The organism is Mucilaginibacter sp. L196, from assembly GCF_009765905.1.
In the GTDB taxonomy this organism is placed as follows: Bacteria; Bacteroidota; Bacteroidia; order Sphingobacteriales; family Sphingobacteriaceae; genus Mucilaginibacter.
In genome coordinates this window covers 1,388,405-1,411,297 of the sequence record NZ_LMUO01000019.1, presented here as the reverse complement: position 1 = coordinate 1,411,297, position 22,893 = coordinate 1,388,405, and the positions used below count along the sequence as shown (strand labels likewise).

13 protein-coding genes are annotated in these 22,893 nt (G+C 42.5%); 4 read left to right on the top strand and 9 right to left on the bottom strand.

Annotated features, from left to right (window positions below):
* Positions 1-30: 30 nt before the first annotated feature.
* Entirely contained in the window at positions 31-1,890 is a 1,860-nt protein-coding gene (gene mutL, locus GSQ74_RS22410) for a DNA mismatch repair endonuclease MutL (RefSeq protein ID WP_158996417.1), read from the bottom strand.
* A gap of 150 nt (positions 1,891-2,040) precedes the next feature.
* Between mutL and GSQ74_RS22405 the strand changes: the two genes are divergently transcribed.
* Positions 2,041-3,675 carry an amidohydrolase gene (locus GSQ74_RS22405; protein ID WP_158996416.1) on the top strand — a complete coding sequence of 545 codons (1,635 nt, stop codon included), beginning with the start codon at positions 2,041-2,043 and terminating at the stop codon, positions 3,673-3,675.
* Positions 3,662-5,476 carry a serine hydrolase gene (locus GSQ74_RS22400; RefSeq protein ID WP_158996415.1) on the top strand — a complete coding sequence of 605 codons (1,815 nt, stop codon included), beginning with the start codon at positions 3,662-3,664 and terminating at the stop codon, positions 5,474-5,476. Before GSQ74_RS22405 ends, GSQ74_RS22400 begins: the two co-directional genes overlap by 14 nt.
* Before the next feature lie 22 nt (positions 5,477-5,498).
* Here the strand turns inward: GSQ74_RS22400 and GSQ74_RS22395 are convergent, their stop codons facing one another.
* Both GSQ74_RS22395 and GSQ74_RS22390 read right to left on the bottom strand, forming a co-directional pair.
* Entirely contained in the window at positions 5,499-6,728 is a 1,230-nt protein-coding gene (locus tag GSQ74_RS22395) for a peroxiredoxin (protein ID WP_158996414.1), read from the bottom strand.
* 141 nt (positions 6,729-6,869) lie between these two features.
* Positions 6,870-8,009: an acyl-CoA dehydrogenase gene (locus tag GSQ74_RS22390; RefSeq protein ID WP_158996413.1), complete on the bottom strand. Its 1,140-nt coding sequence runs from the start codon at positions 8,007-8,009 to the stop codon at positions 6,870-6,872.
* Between the two features lie 529 nt (positions 8,010-8,538).
* On the opposite strand from GSQ74_RS22390, the gene pnuC reads away from it, so the two are divergent.
* Positions 8,539-9,168 carry a nicotinamide riboside transporter PnuC gene (pnuC, locus tag GSQ74_RS22385; protein WP_158996412.1) on the top strand — a complete coding sequence of 210 codons (630 nt, stop codon included), beginning with the start codon at positions 8,539-8,541 and terminating at the stop codon, positions 9,166-9,168.
* Positions 9,169-9,222: 54 nt separating this feature from the next.
* Here the strand turns inward: pnuC and GSQ74_RS22380 are convergent, their stop codons facing one another.
* The 6 genes from GSQ74_RS22380 to GSQ74_RS22355 form a co-directional block, all read right to left on the bottom strand.
* On the bottom strand, positions 9,223-11,781 hold the full coding sequence (locus GSQ74_RS22380) for a hypothetical protein (RefSeq protein WP_158996411.1): 2,559 nt from the start codon (positions 11,779-11,781) through the stop codon (positions 9,223-9,225).
* Positions 11,782-12,003: 222 nt separating this feature from the next.
* Positions 12,004-12,264, bottom strand: a complete 261-nt coding sequence (locus GSQ74_RS22375) for a hypothetical protein (protein WP_158996410.1) — start codon at positions 12,262-12,264, stop codon at positions 12,004-12,006.
* Between the two features lie 261 nt (positions 12,265-12,525).
* Positions 12,526-13,197, bottom strand: a complete 672-nt coding sequence (locus tag GSQ74_RS22370; protein ID WP_158996409.1) for a response regulator transcription factor — start codon at positions 13,195-13,197, stop codon at positions 12,526-12,528.
* Positions 13,198-13,200: 3 nt separating this feature from the next.
* Positions 13,201-13,992: a sensor histidine kinase gene (locus GSQ74_RS22365; protein ID WP_158996408.1), complete on the bottom strand. Its 792-nt coding sequence runs from the start codon at positions 13,990-13,992 to the stop codon at positions 13,201-13,203.
* On the bottom strand, positions 13,980-14,618 hold the full coding sequence (locus tag GSQ74_RS22360; protein ID WP_158996407.1) for a hypothetical protein: 639 nt from the start codon (positions 14,616-14,618) through the stop codon (positions 13,980-13,982). Before GSQ74_RS22360 ends, GSQ74_RS22365 begins: the two co-directional genes overlap by 13 nt.
* Before the next feature lie 67 nt (positions 14,619-14,685).
* Positions 14,686-15,081 carry a hypothetical protein gene (locus tag GSQ74_RS22355; protein WP_158996406.1) on the bottom strand — a complete coding sequence of 132 codons (396 nt, stop codon included), beginning with the start codon at positions 15,079-15,081 and terminating at the stop codon, positions 14,686-14,688.
* Positions 15,082-15,366: 285 nt separating this feature from the next.
* On the opposite strand from GSQ74_RS22355, the gene GSQ74_RS22350 reads away from it, so the two are divergent.
* A partial coding sequence (locus GSQ74_RS22350) for a hypothetical protein (RefSeq protein ID WP_216846800.1) occupies positions 15,367-22,893 on the top strand: 7,527 nt, incomplete at its 3' end.

Below are 22,893 nucleotides of genomic sequence, written 5' to 3'. Positions count from 1 at the left end.
CAGTTTTTAAATATTATATGTAGCCAAAGGCTATTTTTCAAATCGTTCAATTAACTCAGTTAATGTAAAGGTACTAATTACAGGCTTTCCATTTAATGCAAGATTAGGCATTTGGCAGGCAAAAAGTTGGTCTATTAGTAAATTCATTTCTTCTAATGACATTTTAGTGCCTGATTTAATCGCCGCGTTGCGCGCCAGCGATCTTGCCAGGTTATCGCGCTTATCCAGTTTCAATATGGCAAGGTTATTTTTAAAGCCTTCCAGCAATTGTTCTAACAACTGTTCTTCGCCAACATTATTCAAATCGGCAGGTATGCCTTCAACCACTACTGTGTTCTTACCAAACTCGCGTATATCGAATCCTAAAGCACGCACATCGGGTAATAGCTCTTTTAATAACTCAAAATCGCTACTGTTTAGTGTGACCGATTGTGGAAACAGGCTTTGCTGACTAACACCTGAGTGGCTTTGCAACTGCTGTAAAAAACGCTCGTACAATACCCGCTCGTGTGCCGCTTGCTGACTTATCAGCATAAAACCTGATTTTATTTGCGATAGTATAAAGCGGTTATGGATCTGAAAAAGTTGGCGTTCGCTTGACTTGGTGATCTCCTGCTCATCTACTTCAATATTGGCCTCTTCATGCAGCGTTTGCTGAACCGGCGAATCCCGCTTGCTGATCTCGTAAAGCGTGTCCCAGTTTTGCGGGATGGGTGTGTTACGATATTCGCCGCTGCTCCTGAAAGCAGGCGGTAGTTCACGATTAACTTTTTTCTCCGCAGCGAAAGGATTAAAATCCGGGTTGAAGGCGATGGTTGGTGCAACAATCTCTTCAAACGGCTTTGGCGTTATCAAATGCTCAATGCTGTTCTCTTGGTCGAAATCCAAACTTGGGGTGATGTTATATCTACCTAAAGAACGTTTTACCGCCGAGCGGATGATAGCGTAGATCGACTTTTCATCCTGATATTTAATCTCTGTTTTGGTGGGATGAACGTTGATGTCAATTTTTGATGGATCTATCTCGATAAATAAAACATACATCGGGTAGCACTCATCGGGCAATAATTCCTGATAGGCAGTAGACACCGCGTGGTTAAGGTATGCATCCTTGATAAAGCGATTATTCACAAAAAAGAATTGCTCGCCACGGGTTTTACGGGCAAACTCGGGTTTACCAACAAAGCCATGCAGTTTAATGATGCTGGTATCCTCTTCAACCGGAACCAAACGCTGGTTATAGTTGTTGCCAAACAGATGAACTATACGCTGCTTTAACAGCGATGCCGGCAAATGATAAACTTCCTGCCCATCGTGGTGAAGCGAGAAAAATATTTGCGGGTTTGCCAGCGATACCCGTTGAAATTCATCAATGATATGACGCATCTCCACCGGGTTGCTCTTTAAAAAGTTGCGCCGGGCAGGAGTATTGTAAAACAGGTTTTTTACCGAGATAGATGTACCGGTATTAGCCGAACATGCTTCCTGGCTTATTACTTCCGATCCTTCAATTAAAATACAGGTGCCTAATTCATCCTCATGCCTGCGGGTTTTTAGCTCCACTTGCGCAATAGCGGCGATAGATGCCATAGCTTCGCCACGGAAACCCATGGTACGAATGGCAAACAAGTCCTCGGCTTTTTTTATTTTGGATGTAGCATGGCGCTCAAAGCTCATGCGCGCATCGGTAAGGCTCATGCCGCAACCGTTGTCGATCACCTGTATCAGTGCTTTGCCTGCATCTTTTAATATAAGCTGTATCTTATCCGCACCCGCGTCTATAGCGTTCTCCACCAATTCTTTTACTGCCGATGCAGGTCGCTGCACTACTTCGCCCGCGGCAATCTGGTTGGCAACGGCATCCGGTAAAAGTTGTATTATATCTGACATTTAAAATTAGTTCTCCCTTATCCGGCTCTCATGAAAACGATACATGGATGCACGAATTGTATTTGGATGCTAAATTAAATATAACTTTTTTATCATTTGTCAGTTGTATATAGTTTATAGTTTTATTTAAACTTGTACCGCTCTACATTTATGAAAAAATTATGGCCCGCCCTCTTCCTTCTTGTTCTATCATGCCAACAAAAAAAGGAATATAATGCAGATCTTTTAGTTAAAAACGCGCTAATTTATACTGTAGATAGCAGTTTTAGTACTGCGCAGGCTTTTGTAGTGAGCGCAGGCAAAATTATTGCCGTTGGCGATAGTGCTACGCTTGATAAAAAATATTCGGCCCGTGAAGTGATTGATGCAGGCGGGCATCCTGTTTATCCCGGCTTTATTGATGCACACACCCATTTTTATGAATATGGCATGGGCCTGCAACAAGCCGATTTAACCAATACTCACAGTTGGGAAGAAATTGTCGACACCATAAACACCTATGCCCGCCATAATCCTGATGGATGGATAATTGGTAATGGATGGGATCAAAATCTTTGGAAAAACAAAACCTTTCCAACAAAAGCAAAACTCGACTCCTTATTCCCGGTTAGGCCGGTGTTGCTAACCCGTGTTGATGAACATGCCGCTATTGCCAACCAGGCAGCATTGAACATTGCCGGAATTAAACCCGGGCAAACCATTACTGGCGGCGAAATTGAAACCATAAAAGGTAAACTCACCGGAATGTTACTGGATAACGCGATAGGTATCATCAGACGAAAAATACCGCCACCCGATGATAGCGTAGTGCAAAACGGCTTATTAGCCGCTCAGCGTAATTGTTTTGCCGATGGATTAACCACTCTTGACGATTGCGGCCTGCCGTATACCATGGTGAATACCATAGCCGACATGCAACATAAAGGCGACTTAAAAATACGCATGTATGTTTTGCTACTGGACAAGCCAGAGAATTACGACTTTTTATTTAAACGCGGAATTATTAAAACACCACGTTTGGATGTGCGTGGATTTAAAATGTTTGCCGATGGAGCTTTAGGTTCTCGTGGGGCTTGTTTATTACAACCTTATTCCGACCAGAAAAACTGGAGAGGCTTTTTGTTGAGCGATCCCAAGCATTTTCAGCAGATAGCGGAAAAGATCATCAAAAGTAATTTTCAATTAGCTACCCACGCCATTGGCGACTCGGCAAACAGAATGATGCTGAAGATATATGCGAGTGTGCTAAAAGGCCAGAATGATCGCCGCTGGCGGATAGAGCATGCGCAGGTATTGGCGCCATCGGATATTGACATGTTCGGGCAATACAATATTATCCCATCGGTACAACCTACCCATGCAACATCTGATATGTATTGGGCTGCTAGCCGTTTAGGTAAACAGCGTTTAAAAACAGCTTATGCCTATAAACAATTGCTGGATCAAAATGGATGGTTGCCATTAGGTACCGATTTTCCGGTTGAAAATATTAACCCCATTTACACTTTTTATGCTGCTGTTGTGCGTAAGGATTTGAAAGGGTTCCCGGCAAATGGCTTTCAACCTGAGAATGCTTTAAGCCGGATGGAAGCCTTACGTGGAATAACCGTATGGGCCGCCAAAGCAAATTTCGAGGAAAAAGAAAAAGGTAGCATAGAGGTTGGCAAGTATGCCGACTTTGTGATACTGGATAATGATATTATGAAAATAAAAGGCGCCGACTTGCCAAAGGTTAAAGTGTTAAAAACGTATGTTAATGGTGAAAAGGTATATGAAAAAAAATAGGGTTAATGGTGTTATAGTGTTTTTGTCGGCGTTTGTATTGTTTAACTCTGCCTGCGCGCAAAACCCACCGACGGGCGTGGCATATGTACAGGAAGAGGCCTTAGTACAAAACGCCACAGTTTTATTAAACAATGCTGATTTTACCATCCCGCTGCAAAACCTGAATACCGCTAAAATTGCCAGCGTACACTTCTCCAATCAATATGCCACCGGCTTTGATAGTTTGTTAAATAAATACACTAAAGTTGACGCTGTAAATGGAAACTTATATAACGGCCCCAAAAACATTAATGATCTTTCTGCTGATCTGAAATGGTATAATATCATCATCGTGCAACTAAACAGCACCGATGCAAACAACCCGCAGATCATCGATTTTATCACTCAAACACAAAAACTAAAAACGGTTATTGTTGCCCTATTCGGCAGCGGCGATTCATTTAATAAACTGAATGGGATTACCGCGCCTATCATTTGGTCGCAACGGGTAACACCGGTATCAGCCTATTTTAGTGCGCAAGCCATATTTGGCGGCGTGGCTATCACCCAAAAGCTTACCGGTACATTTACGCCTCGCTATGCGGCTAATATGGGTTTCCTTACGGCAAAAACACGCCTGCAATATACTGTTCCGGAAGATGCGGGGGTAAATTCCATCAACCTGATTGCTATTGACGATATTGCTCGAGAGGCTGTTGCAGCACACGCTACTCCCGGTTGTGTAGTATTGGTTGCCAAGGATGGTAAAGTAATATTTAATAAATCATACGGCTACCATACCTATGACAATCAACTGCCTGACAAAATAACCGACATATTCGATATTGCCTCCTTAACCAAAGTTACTGCTACCACAATGGAGGTAATGAAGCTTTATGATGAAGGAAGGATCGGTCTGGATTCAACTATCGGCGATTATATACCGGGTGTGCGTAACTCGAATAAAAGCGATATCACCGTTCGCGAATTGATGGAACACCAGGCAGGATTAGTGCCTGATATCCCAACCTACGAAAAGTTAAAACCAAGCGATCACAGCATTGATTCATCCGCCGCATACCCCACAAAGGTTTCCGACAATTATTTTTTGAGGAAGAATTATTTTAAAGACGTAATGTGGCAGGACATATTAAAATCGCCGCTACGCACCCGCGGACAATATGTTTACAGCGATGTAAGTATGGTACTGATGAAGGAAATTGTCGAAACCATTACCTCAATCCCATTAAATGATTATGTATTGCAGCAGTTTTACCTGCCACTGGGCATGAAAACTGCTGGCTTTTTACCGCTTTACCGTTTCCCGGTGTCGCAGATAGTACCTACTGAACAGGATGCGATTTTTCGCCATACTTTACTGGATGGTTATACCGAAGACCAAACCGCGGCATTAATGGGCAATGTATCGGGCAATGCGGGCATATTTGCCAGCGCGAATGATTTGGGTATATTATACCAGATGCTTTTAAACCGTGGAACTTATGGTGGCGTTCAATATATCAAACCTCAAACTGTTGATCTGTTTACGGCAAAGCAGTCGGCAGTTAGTCGCCGTGGCTTAGGTTTTGATCGTTGGGATCCATTGGAAGATCATCATTATCCGTCAAAACTGGCTTCGCCACAAACTTACGGGCATACAGGTTATACAGGTACCTGTGTTTGGGTTGATCCAAAGTATAACCTGGTATATGTATTTCTATCAAATCGTGTAAACCCGACTGTAGGCAGCAAGTTATCCAGCCTGAATATCAGACCACGGATACAGGATGCAGTTTACCAGGCGATACAGAAGGGGTTGTAATACTTAAAAAGTATAATCCAACTTACTCGGCCAGCAATTTATCTGTCAACTTATCAAACTCATCAACAAACTGGGTGTAATAATCACCTGTGCCTGGGCCGCTGAAGCCGGTATGTATCTTACGCACGTTACCCTGTTTGTCGATAATAATGGTAGTTGGGAAGCCTTTAAAATCAGCCAGCATGGGCAAGCTTTTTTGCGGATCGCCATGGCTTGGAGTATAACCGGTTATCAGTATCGGGTACTGAATATTAAAATGTGTTTTTAACTGCTGCAAAGCCTTTTTTGATTGCGCGAAATCAGGTGTGCGCTCATAAGCCAAACCAATAACCTCAACCCCTTTAGGATGATATTTTTGATAGTAACCACCGTTGATAAAGGCTGTTTCATCCATACAATTAGGGCACCACGAGCCTAATATTTGTACAATAACCACTTTGTTTTTATAACGAGCATCGCTTAATGATACCGTGTTTCCTTCCGTATCCTTAAAAGTAAAAGCGATAGTTTTATATCCTGGTTTTAAAAACGTTAAGGAGTAAGCATCGGGCAATTTCGCATTTTCGTTCCTGTAAGCGGTCCAATGGTCTAAACCGGAGTATCCAGCATACATCTTACCATCGGTCAACGTGTTATCAGTATTTACTTTGGCAATGAATATAAAAGCATGCCCGCCATCAAAGCATGATAAGTATAAGCTGTCATCTTTAACTGTACCTTCTAAAAAGCGGTAATCGCCGGTAGTAGTTAAAAAGGTACCGGTAACATCTTCGCCGTTTTGTTTAAATTCACCTACTGTGGTGTCCCTGCTGGCGCCATCACCAAAAATAGCGGTCCATCTGCCTGCTACGTTCAGGTTTGACGGCTGTCCCGGCGCAAAAAAGCGGTAGGTAGTATTAGCAGTAGCTTTAAACGGTAAAAGATATTGCTTATCAGCAGAGTGTTTTATCCAGTTCCCCTGCAAGTTGTCGCTAACCAGCTTTAATTTAAATTCCGAATCAAACAAAGGCATGTGTATAAATACCGAATCGCCAACAAGCTTTACGTCAGTTACCTTTAAACGCTCACCACCATTTATAATAGCTATTTGCTGATGCCCGGCTATATCGCTAACCTCAAAATTAAAAGGAAGATCGTGCCCGGAAGTATTGGTGATCACCCCGCGCCAAACACCAGTAGGCAGTTTACTTTGGGCGAATGCCACATTAATTATTAAGCAGAAGAGAGCTATTAGCAGTGCTTTATTTTTCATTTTACAGGTCAGTTATATACATGTTATTTTTACCCTCTTTTCCGCGCAGCGGAAGAGAGGGTCGCCCAGCGCAGCGACGTCGGGATGAGTCGAAACGCCATGCCCGCTGATACAAACCCAAATGTATATAAACTTAGTGGATTATTTTAACACCTCGCGCGATATGACAATCTTCTGAATTTCTGATGTGCCCTCGTATATCTGCGTGATCTTGGCGTCGCGCATCAACCGCTCTACATGAAACTCCTTTACAAAGCCATAGCCACCGTGTATCTGCACCGCTTCAATGGTGGTGTCCATCGCTACTTTTGATGCGAATAACTTAGCCATAGCGCTCGCTTGCCCGTAAGGCAGGTGATGATCTTTTAACCAGGCAGCTTTTAAACACATTAAACGTGCAGCTTCAATTTCGGTAGCCATATCGGCCAGCTTAAACTGTATGGATTGCAGGTTGGCTATGGTTTTACCAAAGGCCTTGCGTTCCTTGGCATATTGTACCGCCAATTCATAAGCACCTGATGCAATCCCCAGGGCCTGCGATGCAATCCCAATACGCCCGCCTTCCAAAGTAGTCATCGCGAATTTAAAGCCGAAGCCTTCTTCGCCTATGCGGTTTTCCTTGGGTACTTTAACATCAGTAAACATCAGTGAGTGCGTATCCGACCCGCGTATGCCCATTTTGTTTTCTTTTGGGCCGATGGTAAAGCCTTCCATGCCGCGCTCTACAATTAATGCATTAATGCCATGGTGTTTTTTACTCGCATCCGTTTGAGCAATAACAAGATAGGTCGATGCCGAATTACCGTTGGTGATCCAGTTTTTTGTACCATTCAGCAAATAATAGTCGCCCATATCAATGGCAGTAGTTTGTTGTGATGTAGCATCTGATCCCGCTTCGGGTTCTGATAAGCAAAAAGCGCCTATCTTTTCACCTCTGGCCAGGGGGATTAAATATTTTTGTTTTTGTTCCTCAGTACCGAACCTCTCCAGCCCATAACATACCAATGAATTATTTACCGATATAACTACCGAAGCTGAAGCATCAACCTTTGATAATTCTTCCATTACCAATACATAGGATATAGCATCCATGCCGCTGCCGCCATATTGTTCCGATGTCATCAGTCCCATAAAACCCAGTTCGCCTAATTTTTTTATCTGCTCAGCCGGGAATTTTTGGTGTTCATCCCTATCAATAACACCTGGCTTTAATTCATTTTGGGCAAAGTCACGCGCGGCCTGGCGCACCATTAGTTGTTCTTCGGTAAATTCAAAATTCATGTTTGGTTAATTAGCTTGTTGTAAAAATAATATTATGCATGCATAGTAAAAAATTATAGTAAAAAAAAGAGAGCTCTTTTGAAGCTCCCTTTCCCCTAATTAATTTAAACTATTGATTAAACCCAAAACAAAGAACAAAAATTTTCAGCTTGGGTGTCTGAGAATTCATTTTTAATAGGTAGATGTTGTTTTTATTCTACAGGTAAGTGTAGGATCTATACAGTATGTACAAACATGTTGCCATTGTTTTAACGGTAGCAAAAAAACTAACCCAATAATTAATAAATTAAAGGTTAACAACTATAAGTTGTGTGAATTATAGATGATTAGCCTTAAGTATAACTTATTCATTACATTCATAAGATGACTTGTTGAGCCTGACTTCTGTCCCCAAAAAACATCAATTCTGTTTTTCCATACAGGCGATGTATTAAATTTTATACAAGTGTGTTTTTTAAGGAGGTTGCAATTTTTATTTGATGCATCCTATATTATCGTCATCTGTAATACCTAATTATTACCTTTAGCCATGCAAATTATTCATGCCCTACAGCAGTGGTGGGCAAATCAAAGCTTGTTAGAAATTGTAGGTGTAATTACCGGCCTGTTATGTGTTATTTTAGCGGCCCTGAATAATATATGGAACTGGCCTATAGCCATCATCAGTGTAGGTATTTACATCTTTATATTTATGCAATCACGCCTGTATGCCGATATGGGCCTACAGATCTATTTCCTGGTCACCAATATTTACGGCTGGTACTTTTGGAGCAGGAATACCGTTACCGAAATAAAAATACCCGTAAAGCTTATCACGGGTAAGCAAACTATAATTTCTGTATTAATTATCGCGGTAGCAACGCCTTCGCTGGGTTTTTTGCTGATAAAACTATCTCCTATACTTCACTATCAACCGGCATCGTACCCATATCTGGATAGCTTTTGCACGGCTTGCAGCCTGGTAGCGCAGGTTTTTTTAACCCGGAAAATTTTAGAGAATTGGTTGATCTGGATTTTTGTAGATATTATTTACGTAGGTGTTTACATTTTTAAAGGCCTTGATGCTACCGCTTTCATGTACGCTATATATGTACCCATAGCCCTGTTAGGTTACATTGATTGGCGAAAAGACTATAAAAAGCAACCAATATCAGCATAAAAAAAGCCGGCTGCCATAACAGCAACCGGCATAAACTGCCAAACCTAAAACCGGCTATTTAATAGCCATTATTAAATCGTTATTAATAAAGCTATCTTCTCTAAAACCACTCTCGCGCACAACTTTTACAAAATCAAAGTAGGAGCGTTTGTAAAAATCACTATCGTTGGCATACAAAAATTTGCTTTTTAAAATAGAAACCAATGCTTCTATTTTAATTAATTTAAAATCTGCCTCATCGGTTAAACGAACCAAGGGTTTTATTAATTCATGAACGCAAGCCTTGTTATTGGCATATAAATTCATGTTAACTTTAAGCAAATAAAAGGAGGCCAGCATAAACGGTGTATAAGTATGGCTCTCTTTAGCATATAATTTCACAACATCATTATAAATGGTTGTTGCAAGCTCCATATTACCCGATTGCATATTAGCGCCGGTTATCATCATTTTTAAAATAAAATTATAGGCATCAGCATCACCACCCTCTCTTTTATATACTTTGTTAAGTACGTTGGTAAACCGCAGCAGCTTAACCGGGCTTTTGCAAATAGAAAGTGTGTATACAGCTAACAGGTATAAAACATCATTTTCGGTATTTCCTGCCAGTTTATCGCCAGTTTTTGGCGGATTAAAATAAAATGTGGTTAGTTCGGCAAAAGCTTCTTTTTTAATTATTCCGTATTTAAAATAGTAGTATATGGTTTCGAGGCAGCTTAGCGGGTTAATCGCTAATTGCTGTAATTCTTCCTGCGGAAAGCTTTTTAGTCTTAATAAATATTCTTCAAGCTTATTTATATCAAGCTGCATAACCGCAATTACGGCCAGGCCACTATAAACCATTATTCTCTTTTTGGTAGATAAATTAAATGATAGCAATACTTGAAGCGCTTTTTTATAATCGGTATTTATAAATTCAAGTCCAAAAAAGTAATTAAATAAACTATCGGTGCAATCCCCCTGAAAGTATTCAGTTAATGCCTCTGCCCGGGTTAATGATGAATATTCCTTGGCAATAACCTCACCCAGAAAAATAATAATTTCTGATTTTTCTTTAGAGGATAAGCCCATTTCGGTCAAATACTCGCAAACGTTGGTTTGCCCATTTTTAGCCGCGTAAATGATAAGCCATTTTAATATAGATACCTTACGATCATTTTTAAACAGGCTGTTCAGGCTTGATACCAGGCTTGAGTTAATGGTATTGTTGTTATGGTACAGCAAGTGGCGGGCAATGGTGTAATTAAGAAAGTTATGGTTGCCAAACTCAATAACGGTATTGTATTGCATGTCACCGCTTTTATTAAGCTCATATATAAACCCTATGCCCAAAAGTTCAATATACGCATGGTGATATTGTTTAATCAAATCGTTTATCTTGAATTTATCAACCACAAATTTATTATTTGCAAGATCCATGTTTTCCAACATCATTTTCACAAAAAGCGATTTTTCAACGGCGTATGCCCCCAGGTAAATTTTGTTTAATATAAAGGTTGAAACAAGGCCATATATACTTAGTTGGTCGGCCTTTTGAAGCGAAAAATCGAGCTTGTTTTGTTTATAATAATATTGAAAATAGAGTGGATAGCTAAAGTTTTTCAATATCTCAAAATCAGAATTGGTTTTTGAGTCAGGGTTTATATTGTAACTAAGCTCATTTATTTCCTGGTTGCTAAATAAAGGCACGTTAGTCAGGAGGTCTTCGCGGGTAGGGAAACCTAAGAAACATTTTCTATTAAAGTCTTCAAGTTCAGCCCTGTTATTTAGCCAGGTGGCTGCCCGCATTGTTAATATCATTTTAAAACTTTCATGCTGCTCATAAAATGAAAAAATATCCATAACCTGGTTCAATAAAAACTGAAACTGGTCGCTTTTAAACATGTGTTCATCAAGCCCGTCTATTATCAGGTAAAAATTGCCGTTATCGTTTTCCCTGACGTCAAGCAGGGCCGACAAATCATCCCAACTACCATAGCCCAGTAATGATAATAACCAATCGTTAATATCTTTACCGCTTATAAAAGCATTTATAAGCGCGTTACTGCTAAAAAACAGAATAATGTCATTGCTCTTACCGGCGGTATTTATGGCCATCTTTTCCTCAACCCAGTGGCAAAGCGCAATGGTTTTACCATACCCTGCCGGCGCGGTGATAATAGTAGCGGCATAACCATCTTTTAAAAAAGCATCAAAGTGGTCGCCAATAAATTTTCTTTTTATGGTTTGTTGATAGGGGATGCCTGATCGGTTTTTTAATGCCTGTAAGGTAAAGTTGGTTATTTTATCGGCACTTTGTTTAATACTATTCCAACCTATATCGGCACCGGCGGCATTACTGGCTTTAGTGCTGTTACTATCGCAGTATTGGGCCCAGCCTTCGGATCCGCAATACCTGGCCATCGCATCCATTGTAAATAACGAAGGTTTAAATTTGCTGTAGGCAAAGCCATATACGCGTTTTAAAGTGGTTTCACTTACCTGCTGATTGGTTTTTCGGAAAATTAATACGGAAAGTGTTTTACAATCGGATGGTGAAATATTTTTGAATTCCGCGATAGAAAGTACGAGCTTCTTTAGCTTTTCGAAGTGCTGAATTAAAAATGATGTCATGGCGGCTAAGATTAGGTTGACTATAGTACGTTAATAATTATTGCTATCACATAGTGCTGTTATTATTGTTTTTTTAATATTAGCATATATACCGAAATTGTAGAGCTATAAGTTTTGTTAGACGGGGCAATGAACAAAATGAACAAAATTTAGTGTGTTTACAGCTCCGCGGACATTGTACGGGTTAGTTAATAAATATATTAAAAAGTTTAAAAAATGAAACTATGCGAAAACCATTTTTATACACTCGCTAACGGTATGATGTTTAGATACATCGCCGGGCAGTATGATTTTCCCTGTTTGGTATTGAGAGGCTATTTCCTGTAGTTTTTGTTCTAATAAACGGCAAAGCCCCTCGTTTTGGGCGTAACTAAAAAGGTCAAGGGTTAAGTTACCCGGCAAATTATAGGCTTTATGGGTTGGCTGGCCACATATTCTTAATATCTCCAGTTTAATCTGATTACTGATAAATATCTTCTCCATCACACATACGTATTTAATAGTTTAGGTAAATTAAGTACTTTATACGCAAATATTAAACCTATGTTTTATAATGTCGCAAAAGATTAAAAAAAATATAGTATTAAGAAAGGTTTCTGTTTCCTGCAATGAAATATATTGGCAATCGACTAAATAAATTTGTTCAATAGTTAACAATATCAATAACTAATACAAGGCCTAAGCCGAATCAGGTATTTATACGTTATTTAAGATTCAGGTATAAATACGTATGCAAAAAAAGGCTTAAACCGGTAATTGAAACAGCGAATACTTTATAGCAAATAGCACAAGCCCCGCTGTATTTCGACAGCCGGCTTTATTTATAAGGTTATTTCTGTGCCCTTCAATGGTGCGTGTGCTTAAAAAAAGCTGCTCACCAATTTCAGCATTATTATATTCTTTACAAATTAATTCTAATATCTGTTTTTCGCGCGCTGTTAATTTTACCGGTATATTACTGATGTTTTTTTGTGTTTGCGCCCGGTAATTAGCGCTTTCCCTAAGCGCCACTAATGCACCCGCGTTAAAATAAAAGCCGGTTTTGTAAACCGTTTCAATAGCGGTTATTAATTCATTTTTATCGCAATTTTTTGCTAGATAGGCAGCAGCTCCGGCATTTATCATTTGCGTAATAAGCATTGGCTGTACGTGTACCGATAGTACTATTACTTTAATATGGGTGTATTGCTGGTGTAAAATGGTATTCAGCTCAATGCCGTTCATGCCGGGCATATCCATATCTATAATGGCTATGTCTGGTAGTACCGCTCCTTTTGTATTCAGTTTTTCTAAAAATGAATTCCCTTCCTCCGATTCCGAGATCAGCCTAAATTGTTCTACCGAATCAATCAGCAAACCCAGACTTTGCCTAAACAGGTTTTGATCATCAACAATGGCGATTTTTATTTCGTTCATATTTTAGTTAGCCGGTAGCGGGTAATTGATATTCACCCTGAAACCTTGCCCGGCGGCGGTGTCAATTACATAGTCAGCGTTTATTACGGTTAACCTGCTCTCAATGTTTTGCATGCCCATCCCAACAATTATTGCTGATGCATCCATTCCCTTACCGTTATCACTATAGGTAATTAATAAGGCATTGTTGGCTGGCGCTATTTTTATAATGGATTGTGTAGCCCCGGCATGTTTTATAGTATTATTAATTAACTCCTCTAAAACCCGGTACAAAGCAACCGATGCCGGTAATAATATATCTTTAAGCACTTCTTCAGCATCATTAATTAAGGTTATGGTTAACTGCCCTGAATTATTGATGAATGACGCTTTCTCTTCAATAGCGGCAGCCAAACCGTAATAGCTCAAAGCCGGAGGCGATAAATTATGCGATATGTAACGTACATCCCGTATCACCTTATCAATAATTTCCTTACTTAGCTTTACATGCTTGTTATTATTGTCCTCTTCGCTCGCGGGTTTAAACATTTCAATGGTTAGCCTCAGGCTTGATAGCGCGGTGCCAACATCATCATGCAGGTCCTGCCCTATACGCTTGCGTTCTGTCTCCTGCGACTCGATGATCGCCTGCAACAATTCTTTCTGATGCTCGATCTCCTTAAACTGAAGCTGCTGGCGCTGCTTTAAAATTTTGTTCTGGTTTCTGACATATAGTAATATGAATGAGCCCACCATTAAAAATGAGCCCACCATGGCTAGTATTATCAGTATATATATATTATCTACGTTTTGCATTTGTAAAATCCGGTTGCAAATAAAAGAGATTCGACCACTAAAATAGTATCAAAAACCGACCAAACGATAGCATTTACGCTTACACTGGCATGTAAAAGGTAATTAATGGAGATAAACATGAATAACCCGCAGCCGTAGTATATTAAAAGTGCTATGTTAACCCAATTTAATCCGCTCTGCCCCCAGCTATCGTTTGTTTCAATGTTGCTTTGCTGGTTAAGGTACAAAACACTGTATGCTATAATTATAATAGCCTCAACCGTATCGGGATAAGTATCTACCTGAATACCAGGCTGAATAAAAAGGAAATCTACCAGGCAAAATATGCTGAGAACAATCACTAACGCCACCATAATTTTCTGCCATGTTCCCTTAAACAAATAGTTATAAAACAAGGATATACAGGCAAATTCAATAGGGGTATAAATGTGAAACATTATTGTGGTGGGTATATGATGCAAGCTAAGTGTAATATTAACTGCATTTGCAATGGCTGAAAATACCAGGAACCCCAAAAGCACTTTAAACGGAGGGTTAAGTAACTTGTATCTTAATAACGCTACAATAATAGGTATTACAATAGAAGCTGGGCTTAGGTAAAGCATGTAGTAACGTAGAAAAGCCATCAGATATGTTTATTCTGCCTAAATATTGCTATTTAAGCAGAATAAACATAATAAATCCCAATAATTATTATTCAGATAATGGGCTTCCTGTGGCTGCGCACGTTGGCGGACAAACCGAAGTGTAATCATAAATATTACTTGGTGGGTTGCCAACACCACCATCTCCGCCACCATTACCTTGTGGCAAAGAAACAATATCCTGCCCTCCACTTACCGGTGCCAGCAATAGCTGCGCGGTAGTTGGGTCGGTTGGGTCTTCAAGCCCAATATATGCCCGCACGCTATCAGCATCAGGGTTATATTGCAGGATGTTTTGAAAATTGATGATTGGGATTAAAAAAGATTGCGCTACAAAAGCTTGCCCCGATGTGGCAAGATAAACGCGCCAGTTTGCCGCTAATTGTACAGCCTGGTTAACAGGGATAGTTCCTTCCGGATCTTCATTTAGATTGTTTGTGCTCATGTTAAATTGTGATGACGGTTAATTTATTTTATTATTATGCTAAAACGGGTTTAATAACGTTTTAGGTTTTATACCTCGCTCCTAATTTATATCAAATTCTTTTTAAAGGCAATGAATAAACTGAACAAAATATAAGTTTTGTGAACAAAATATTGTGCCCTGACTGGACTGAACAAAGTGCTCGCGGGCAATAATAACTGAACAAAGTGCTTTGGGGATATGCTGAAAGAGCTGTTTAATTTTAGACGACTGAAATAGTTCATCTAAAACTTAAACAACTCAATCATGAAAACCTTTACCTGTGTGGCCAGGTACGTTCTGATATTGTGCCTGCTACTTATTTACTCTTTAACTTCCAGCGCTCAGCGTATCTATGCCTCCAGTCAGGACGTTGGCTCAACTGGCCTGTTGTGCCTTGGTTGTAATGTAACCAACCAGGCAAACGCTGCGGATGGCAATGTGGAAACATATTCAACCCTCAATGTTACTGTTGGTTTAGCGGCTACAACCTACCAGGAGCTTATATTTGGTACCACCCCAGTTGCGGCTAATACACCCGTAACTGTTAAGTTGGGTACAGGTAATAACCTGCTGAGTGCTACTGTACTTGGGGGGATTTCGTTACAAGCCTATAATGGCACAACGGCAATTGGCCAGCCAGTTTCTGTATCAACCCTGGTAAGCATATTAGCTAATAACGACCAGATAGAAGCAAGCATAACCCCTACTGCAGCTTATGATCGTATAAGAGTAACACTCAACGGTGGCTTACTAGGTGCGTTAAGCACTTTATATTTATATGAAGGTTTTTATAATGGTACCGCCGCCGGCGCGTGTAACTCGCCCGTCGACGAACTGTATGGTATTTCATCAGGCTTACTCAACCTGGGCCTGGCGGTTGGTGGGGTGCAAAACCCGCAAAATGCCGATGATGGTAATTTAACCACATATTCAACCCTTAATGCGGGTGTTGGTTTGGTTGGCGCCTACGCGCAGCAAACCATCATCTACGAAGCGCCATCTGTAGTAGGTGATTCCATCAGATTGACAATGTCCGTACCGCAATCGCTGCTTTCCGCGGGTGTATTATCAAATATTTCAGTCTCTACATATGATGACTATAACGGTGCCAACGGTACTGCCGAAACTTATACCATAAACTCATCCTTATTAAACCTGCAATTACTCGGGCTAATAGGCGGGACCCAAAATTTCACGGTCACCTATGCCCCGAAAAATATATTTGACCGGGTACAGGTTACCTTGGGTGGAGGTATAGCCAACGTGCTGTCAACCTTAAACCTGTACGAGGCGCAAAAGCTGATACCTCGACCGGTTATACAATTTAGCAATGTAGTTACAAATAACGCGGCTATATGTAGTGGCACCTCGGCTACCCTAACTGCTGTTGCGCAGCCTAATACTACATTTTTATGGTATGCAACTGCCACAGGCGGCTCACCTGTTTACACAGGTAGTAGTTTTACAACTCCTGCATTAACCGCCAATACAACTTATTATGTTGCCGCCATGCGCTCGGGCTGTACGGATCAATCCGCGCGAACAACCATTGCAGTAAGTGTAAATGCCGTACCGGGAAATGTTACTGTGACCAACGCGGCGGTAACCGTTTGCCCCGGCCAACCGGCCACCTTTACGGCGCAGGCAGTTACGGGTGTAACCGTAAACTGGTATGCTGCCGCTACCGGCGGTACGCCAATTGCTACCGGCAACAGTTTTACTACCCCTGCGTTAACAGCAACTACAAGTTATTATGCCGAGGCGCAATCCGGAGGCACTTGCGTAAGCCCTGGCCGGACCTTGGTTACGGCAACGGTTAGCACGCTACCTGCCGCACCGGGCATAACCACACCAAACGTAACCATCTGCCCAAATAATGTCGCGGTATTTTCAATTACCACGCCTGTAACAGGCGTTACCTATAATTGGTATAGCACCGCTACAAGTGGTACATCATTATATACAGGTACTAACTTTACCACCCCGGCATTAACCGCCACCACAAGTTATTATGCCGAAGCCGAAAATATAACAGGCTGCCCAAGCGCAACCCGTACCCAGGCTACAGCAACCGTTAGTCCCGCCCCTGCCGACCCGGTCTTGGCTGCGAATAACCAAACTATCAGTGCCGGGCAAACAGCTACTATAAATGTAACCAATGCACAAACAGGTATTACCTATAATTGGTATACTTCGGCTACGGCATCATCATCTATTTTTACCGGCACCTCGTTTACCACCCCGGCGCTTTACAGTAATACTACTTATTATGTAGCTGCGGTAAATACCACAGGTTGCCAGTCGGCTGATAGAGTTGCTATTACCATAACTGTCACCATCAATACAAATACACCTTGTGCATTTGCTAATAACCAGGCAAGTAGCGTAAATGGTCTTTGTATTGGATGCAGCATTACCAATAACGCGCTCTCGGTAGATGCTGATACAACCACAGCCTCAACCATCAGTGTTTTGGCTGGTTTAATAGGTGGTTCAGCATCGCAACAACTCATATTCCAGCAACCGGGCTTCGCCGGCGATACGGTGAAATTAGAGTTGGGCTCACCTGCAAATCTACTAAGCGTAGGGGTAGCAGCTAATGTGCAAGTGGCGCTATATAACGGCACCACGCTGGTTGCAAACTATGCTTTAAACAGTTCTTTGATTACAGTAAGCCTCTTATCGGGTAGTAGTCGTTATGCGGTTTATGTACCAGCAACGGGGGCTTATGACAGGGTACAGGTAACGCTAAACTCCGGCATCGCGGGTTTAATAAACTCCTTAAATGTTTATTACGCCGTGCAGGAATATCCAAAACCGGTGTTCACCCCTGCCAGTCCTGAAATTTGTATGGGGAGTACAGCCACAATCAATATTACATCACCAACAAATGGTACTTTCCAATTTTATACCGCACCAACCGGCGGGACATTGGCGGGCACAGGTACTAGTTTTACAACACCTGCTTTAACTGCTAATACTACTTATTATATAGCCTATACCCGTGGTACATGCACAAGCCCTAATCGCTACCCGGTACAAATTTTGGTTGATAGCCCGCCTGCTGCCCCGGTTGTTAACCCATCAACCACGAGTATTTACAGCGGACAAACAGCAACCTTTACGGCAACTGTTCCAAATAATGTAACCGTTAACTGGTATACAGCAACAAGCGGTGGTACCCCGGTTTATACAGGTACAACCTTTACAACACCCGCTTTAACTGCTAATACCACATATTACGCCGAAGCTTCATCAGGCAGTTGTGTATCAACAACACGTACGCCAGCTACAGTAACAGTACAGCCTATTGTAGTGCCAGATGTAACCGTAACCCCGCCAACACAGACCATAAATCCGGGTACTACGGCTACTTTAACCGCATCATCTACCACGCCTGGTACTGTATTTAACTGGTTTACTACCCCAACAGGCGGTACCAGCATTTATACCGGCGCAACATTTACCTCTCCGCCATTATTTGCAGGCACAACATATTATGCGCAAGCTACTGTAACCGCTAGCGGAGCAGTATCTGCCACCCGTGCAGCTGGGGTTATCACTTTAACTTCATCAACAGTAAATCCAACACCATGCGATGCCGCCATTGCGGAAACAACCGCCACTAGCGGATTACTTTGCGTGGGTTGCGCGGTAAATAATGAAGCAGCCGCGGTAGATGGCGACCGGAATACATTCTCTCAGTTAGAAGTACCGGTAGGTTTACTTAACGCTTACGCGGAGCAAACACTTCGTTTCGCCAACACAGGCATCGCGGGAGATACCGTTGTTGTGGAATTGGGTGTACCTGGAACGCTGGCCAGTGTAGGTGTGCTATCCGGCATAAGCCTGGCTACTTATAACGGTACTACTTATAATAATGATAGGTTCGCTATTAATGCATCATTGTTAAGTGTTACAGTACTTAACGGAAGTACTCGTTTCAGATATGCTTTTGTTACTACCGCTCCTTTCGATAGAGTAGAGATCAGGCTGAACTCAGCTGTGAGTGTTTTAAACGCACTAAATATTTATGATGCTTATGAAGAAGTTGCGGCACCGGTTGTAAGTACGTCATCAGTTACTGCCTGCCAGGGAACGCAAGCCACGCTTACCGCTACTGCAACTGCAGACGCGACAGTGCGCTGGTATAGTACAGCAACAGGCGGTACACCATTATATACAGGCAATGTATTTAATACCCCTGCGCTAACAACCACTACAACCTACTATGCCGAAGCAAGCCGCACAGCTGACGGATGTACCCAGGCGGTACGTACCCCTGCAACGGTTAACGTGGTGGCATCGCCTATAGCTCCGGTAGTAACCGCGGCAACACAAAATATATGTTCCGGCTCTACAGCTACCTTTGCGGCTCAGGCGGTAGCGGGTGTTACTTTTAACTGGTATAGCGCTGCAACAGGTGGTACGCTATTATTCACAGGTAATTCATTTACCACTCCTGCTTTAACCACATCAACAACCTATTATGTTGAGGCTGATAACGCTGGATCATGCGCCAGCCCAGCCCGTACATTGGTTACTGCAAATGTTACTACTACGCCATCAGTGCCAATAGTATCATCAACTCCGGTACAAACCTGTTCAGGCTCAACGGCTGTTTTAACGGCTACATCGGCACAATCAGGTGTAACCTTTAACTGGTACACAACAGCAACCGGCGGTACTCCAATTTTTACCGGCGCCCAATATACCACTCCGGCGCTTACCGCAAATACAAGTTATTATGTTGAGGCAGCATCAGGCACTTGCGTTAGCGCTACAAGGGCCGAAGCCGATGTTATTGTAAACCCTACCCCTGCAAATCCGGTTGTCACCACGACCCCTGCAAACGGGCAAGTAACATCCGGCCAAACAGCTACACTTGCCGCAACATCAGCTACTGCAGGTGTAACGTTTAATTGGTACACCACAGCCACAGGTGGTACGCCAGTTTTTACAGGGGCAACCTTTGTTACACCTGCTTTATTTTCAAATACAACCTATTATGTTGAGGCTGCAAACAGCACAACAGGCTGCGTGAGCCCGCAACGTACCGCGGTTACCATAACTGTTAATACTATTTTTAACACTACGTGCGATTTTGCATCATCACAAAGTAATACCACGAGCGGCGTACTTTGCGTAGGATGTGGAGTTATTAATCCTAATAACGCTGTTGATGCCGACACCACAACATATTCTCAGTTAAATTTAACAGTGGCTTTACTGAATGCCTATGTATCACAAACCTTAATGTTTAGTGATCCGGGTATAGTGGGCGATACTGTTGCTCTGAGGTTAAGAATACCTGCCACCCTTCTTTCTGCAGCGGTATTAGGCAACATCCAGATACAATCATATAACGGTGCCACTGCTAATAACGACGCGGTAACGTTAAATAGTGCTGCGATAAAAATTCAGTTGCTATCAGGTAGCCAGGATGTGTTGGTGAAATTTGTTCCCGGCGCGGCTTACAATGCTGTGCAGATAACCTTGGTTGCTAATGTGCTTGGTGCACTTAATACATTGGATGTATTTTATGCTACCAAGCAAGTCGAAAAACCACAACTTGCTGCATCTACCGTAAATATTTGCTCTGGCACTACGGCTACCTTCACCGTAAATAATGCCCGTACAGGTTTAACCTATACATGGTACGATAGCGGGGGTACGGTAGTACATACCGGTACAAGCTATACCACTGGTGCGTTATCAGCTACTACTACATATTATGTGCAAAGCAGCCGTACCGCAACAGGTTGTGCTAACCCTAATAAAGTAGCGGCTACAGTAAACGTAACGCCATCACCGGTTACTCCGGTACTGGCCCAAAGTGCTGTACAAATATGCTCAGGCAGTAACGTTACGCTATCAGTAACCAATGGTACAGGTTTCACCATCAATTGGTACGATGCTGCAACAGCTGGCAACCTATTGTACACAGGTGCAACCTTCCAGGTATCCCCGGTAACAACCACCAGTTACTATGCCGAGCTTACCAACGGTACTTGTACCAGCCCATCGCGTGCAGTGGCTACCGTTACTGTTAACCCATTGCCATTGCAACCGGGTGTGCAGTCAAACAACATAACAGTATGTTCAGGCAGCCCGGCAACTATTACTATAACCAGTCCTCAAACTGGCGTAACCTACAACTATTACGCGGCAGCAACAGGCGGTACTATTTTAGGCAGCGGTGTTACCTATGCCACACCGGCCATCACCGCGAATACAATTTATTATGTTGAGGCTGCAAATACTACAACAGGCTGTATCAATAATGGAGGCAGAACTGTTGTGAATATTAACGTAACCAGCCCGGTTGCTGCGCCAACGCTAAGCGCTACGCAAACCCAGGTTTGTAGCGGCGGTAGTGTATCAATAAGTGTAACCAGCCCGGTTGCAGGCTTAACCTATAATTGGTACGATGCTGCAACAGCAGGAAACTTAGTATTCACCGGTACCACATTCACCGCGAATAATGTTACTGTCGATGCGAAGTACTATGTAGAGGCTGTAAGCAGCATAGGCTGTTTAAGCCCAACCCGTACCGAAACAGATATAAATGTAACACCGATACCAACCCCGCCGCTGGTTCAAACCTCAGCTGGAGGTACATCGGTTTGTTCAGGTTCATCGGCCACGTTAGTTATTGTTAGTCCTGTAGTTGGCAACGTTTACAACTGGTACAATGCAGCATCCGGTGGAACACTACTGTTCACCGGCACAGAGTACGTTACCCCAGCCTTAACAAGCGCTACAACCTATTATGTTGAAGCAGCTACCGCTGGTAATTGTAACCCATCCGCCCCTACAGCGGTAACCATCACCATTAATGCCTTACCAACTGATCCTGTTTTGGTTAATAACGCGGTATCGGTATGTTTGGGCAACACTGCTACATTGGCAATCAGTTCGCCACAAGCAGGGGTTAGCTATAACTGGTATGATTCTCCGGCAGCAACAAACCTGTTGTTCACCGGTACCACTTATATAACCGGGCCTATCACCAATACAACTAATTTTTATGTATCGGGAGTAAATGCCTCAGGCTGTACCAGCAGTAATATGGCTATTGCACAGATAACGGTAGCACCTGCACCTGCTGCGCCCGCCTTAACCAATACTGGAACAGTAACAGCCTGTACAGGCACAGTGGTTACCTTAAGCATTGCTAACCCGCAAACCGGCTACACGTATAACTTTTATACAGCAGCAACCGGCGGTGCATCAGTGGCTACAGGTACTAGCTTTACAACGCCTGTATTAACCGCTACTACCACCTATTATGCCGACGCTACAAATAGCGGTGGTTGTGTTTCAGCAAGCCGTACCGCGGTAACTATAACTATATCTATACCACCGGCAGCGCCAACAGCGGGCACAACTGGCACAAGTATATGTACAGGTAATGCCACCACTATAACCGCTACAAGTGCTGACCCAAGCGCGACCATAAGCTGGTTTGCCGATGCAGCAGGAGGTACAGCGTTAGCCACAGGGAATAGCTTCATCACGCCTGTATTAACCGCTACTACCACCTACTATGCTGAAGCCGATAACAGCAACAGTTGTCCATCAGCAACCCGTACAGCGGTAACCGTAACAGTATCACCATTGCCGACTGCACCAATTGCGGGTACGGGCGGTACATTAATTTGTAATAATAACGTCACCACAATAAGCGCAACAAGTGCTGACCCAAGCGCGACCATAACCTGGTATGCTGCTGCCACAGGTGGTACAGCATTAGCCACAGGCAATAGCTTCACCACGCCTGTATTAACA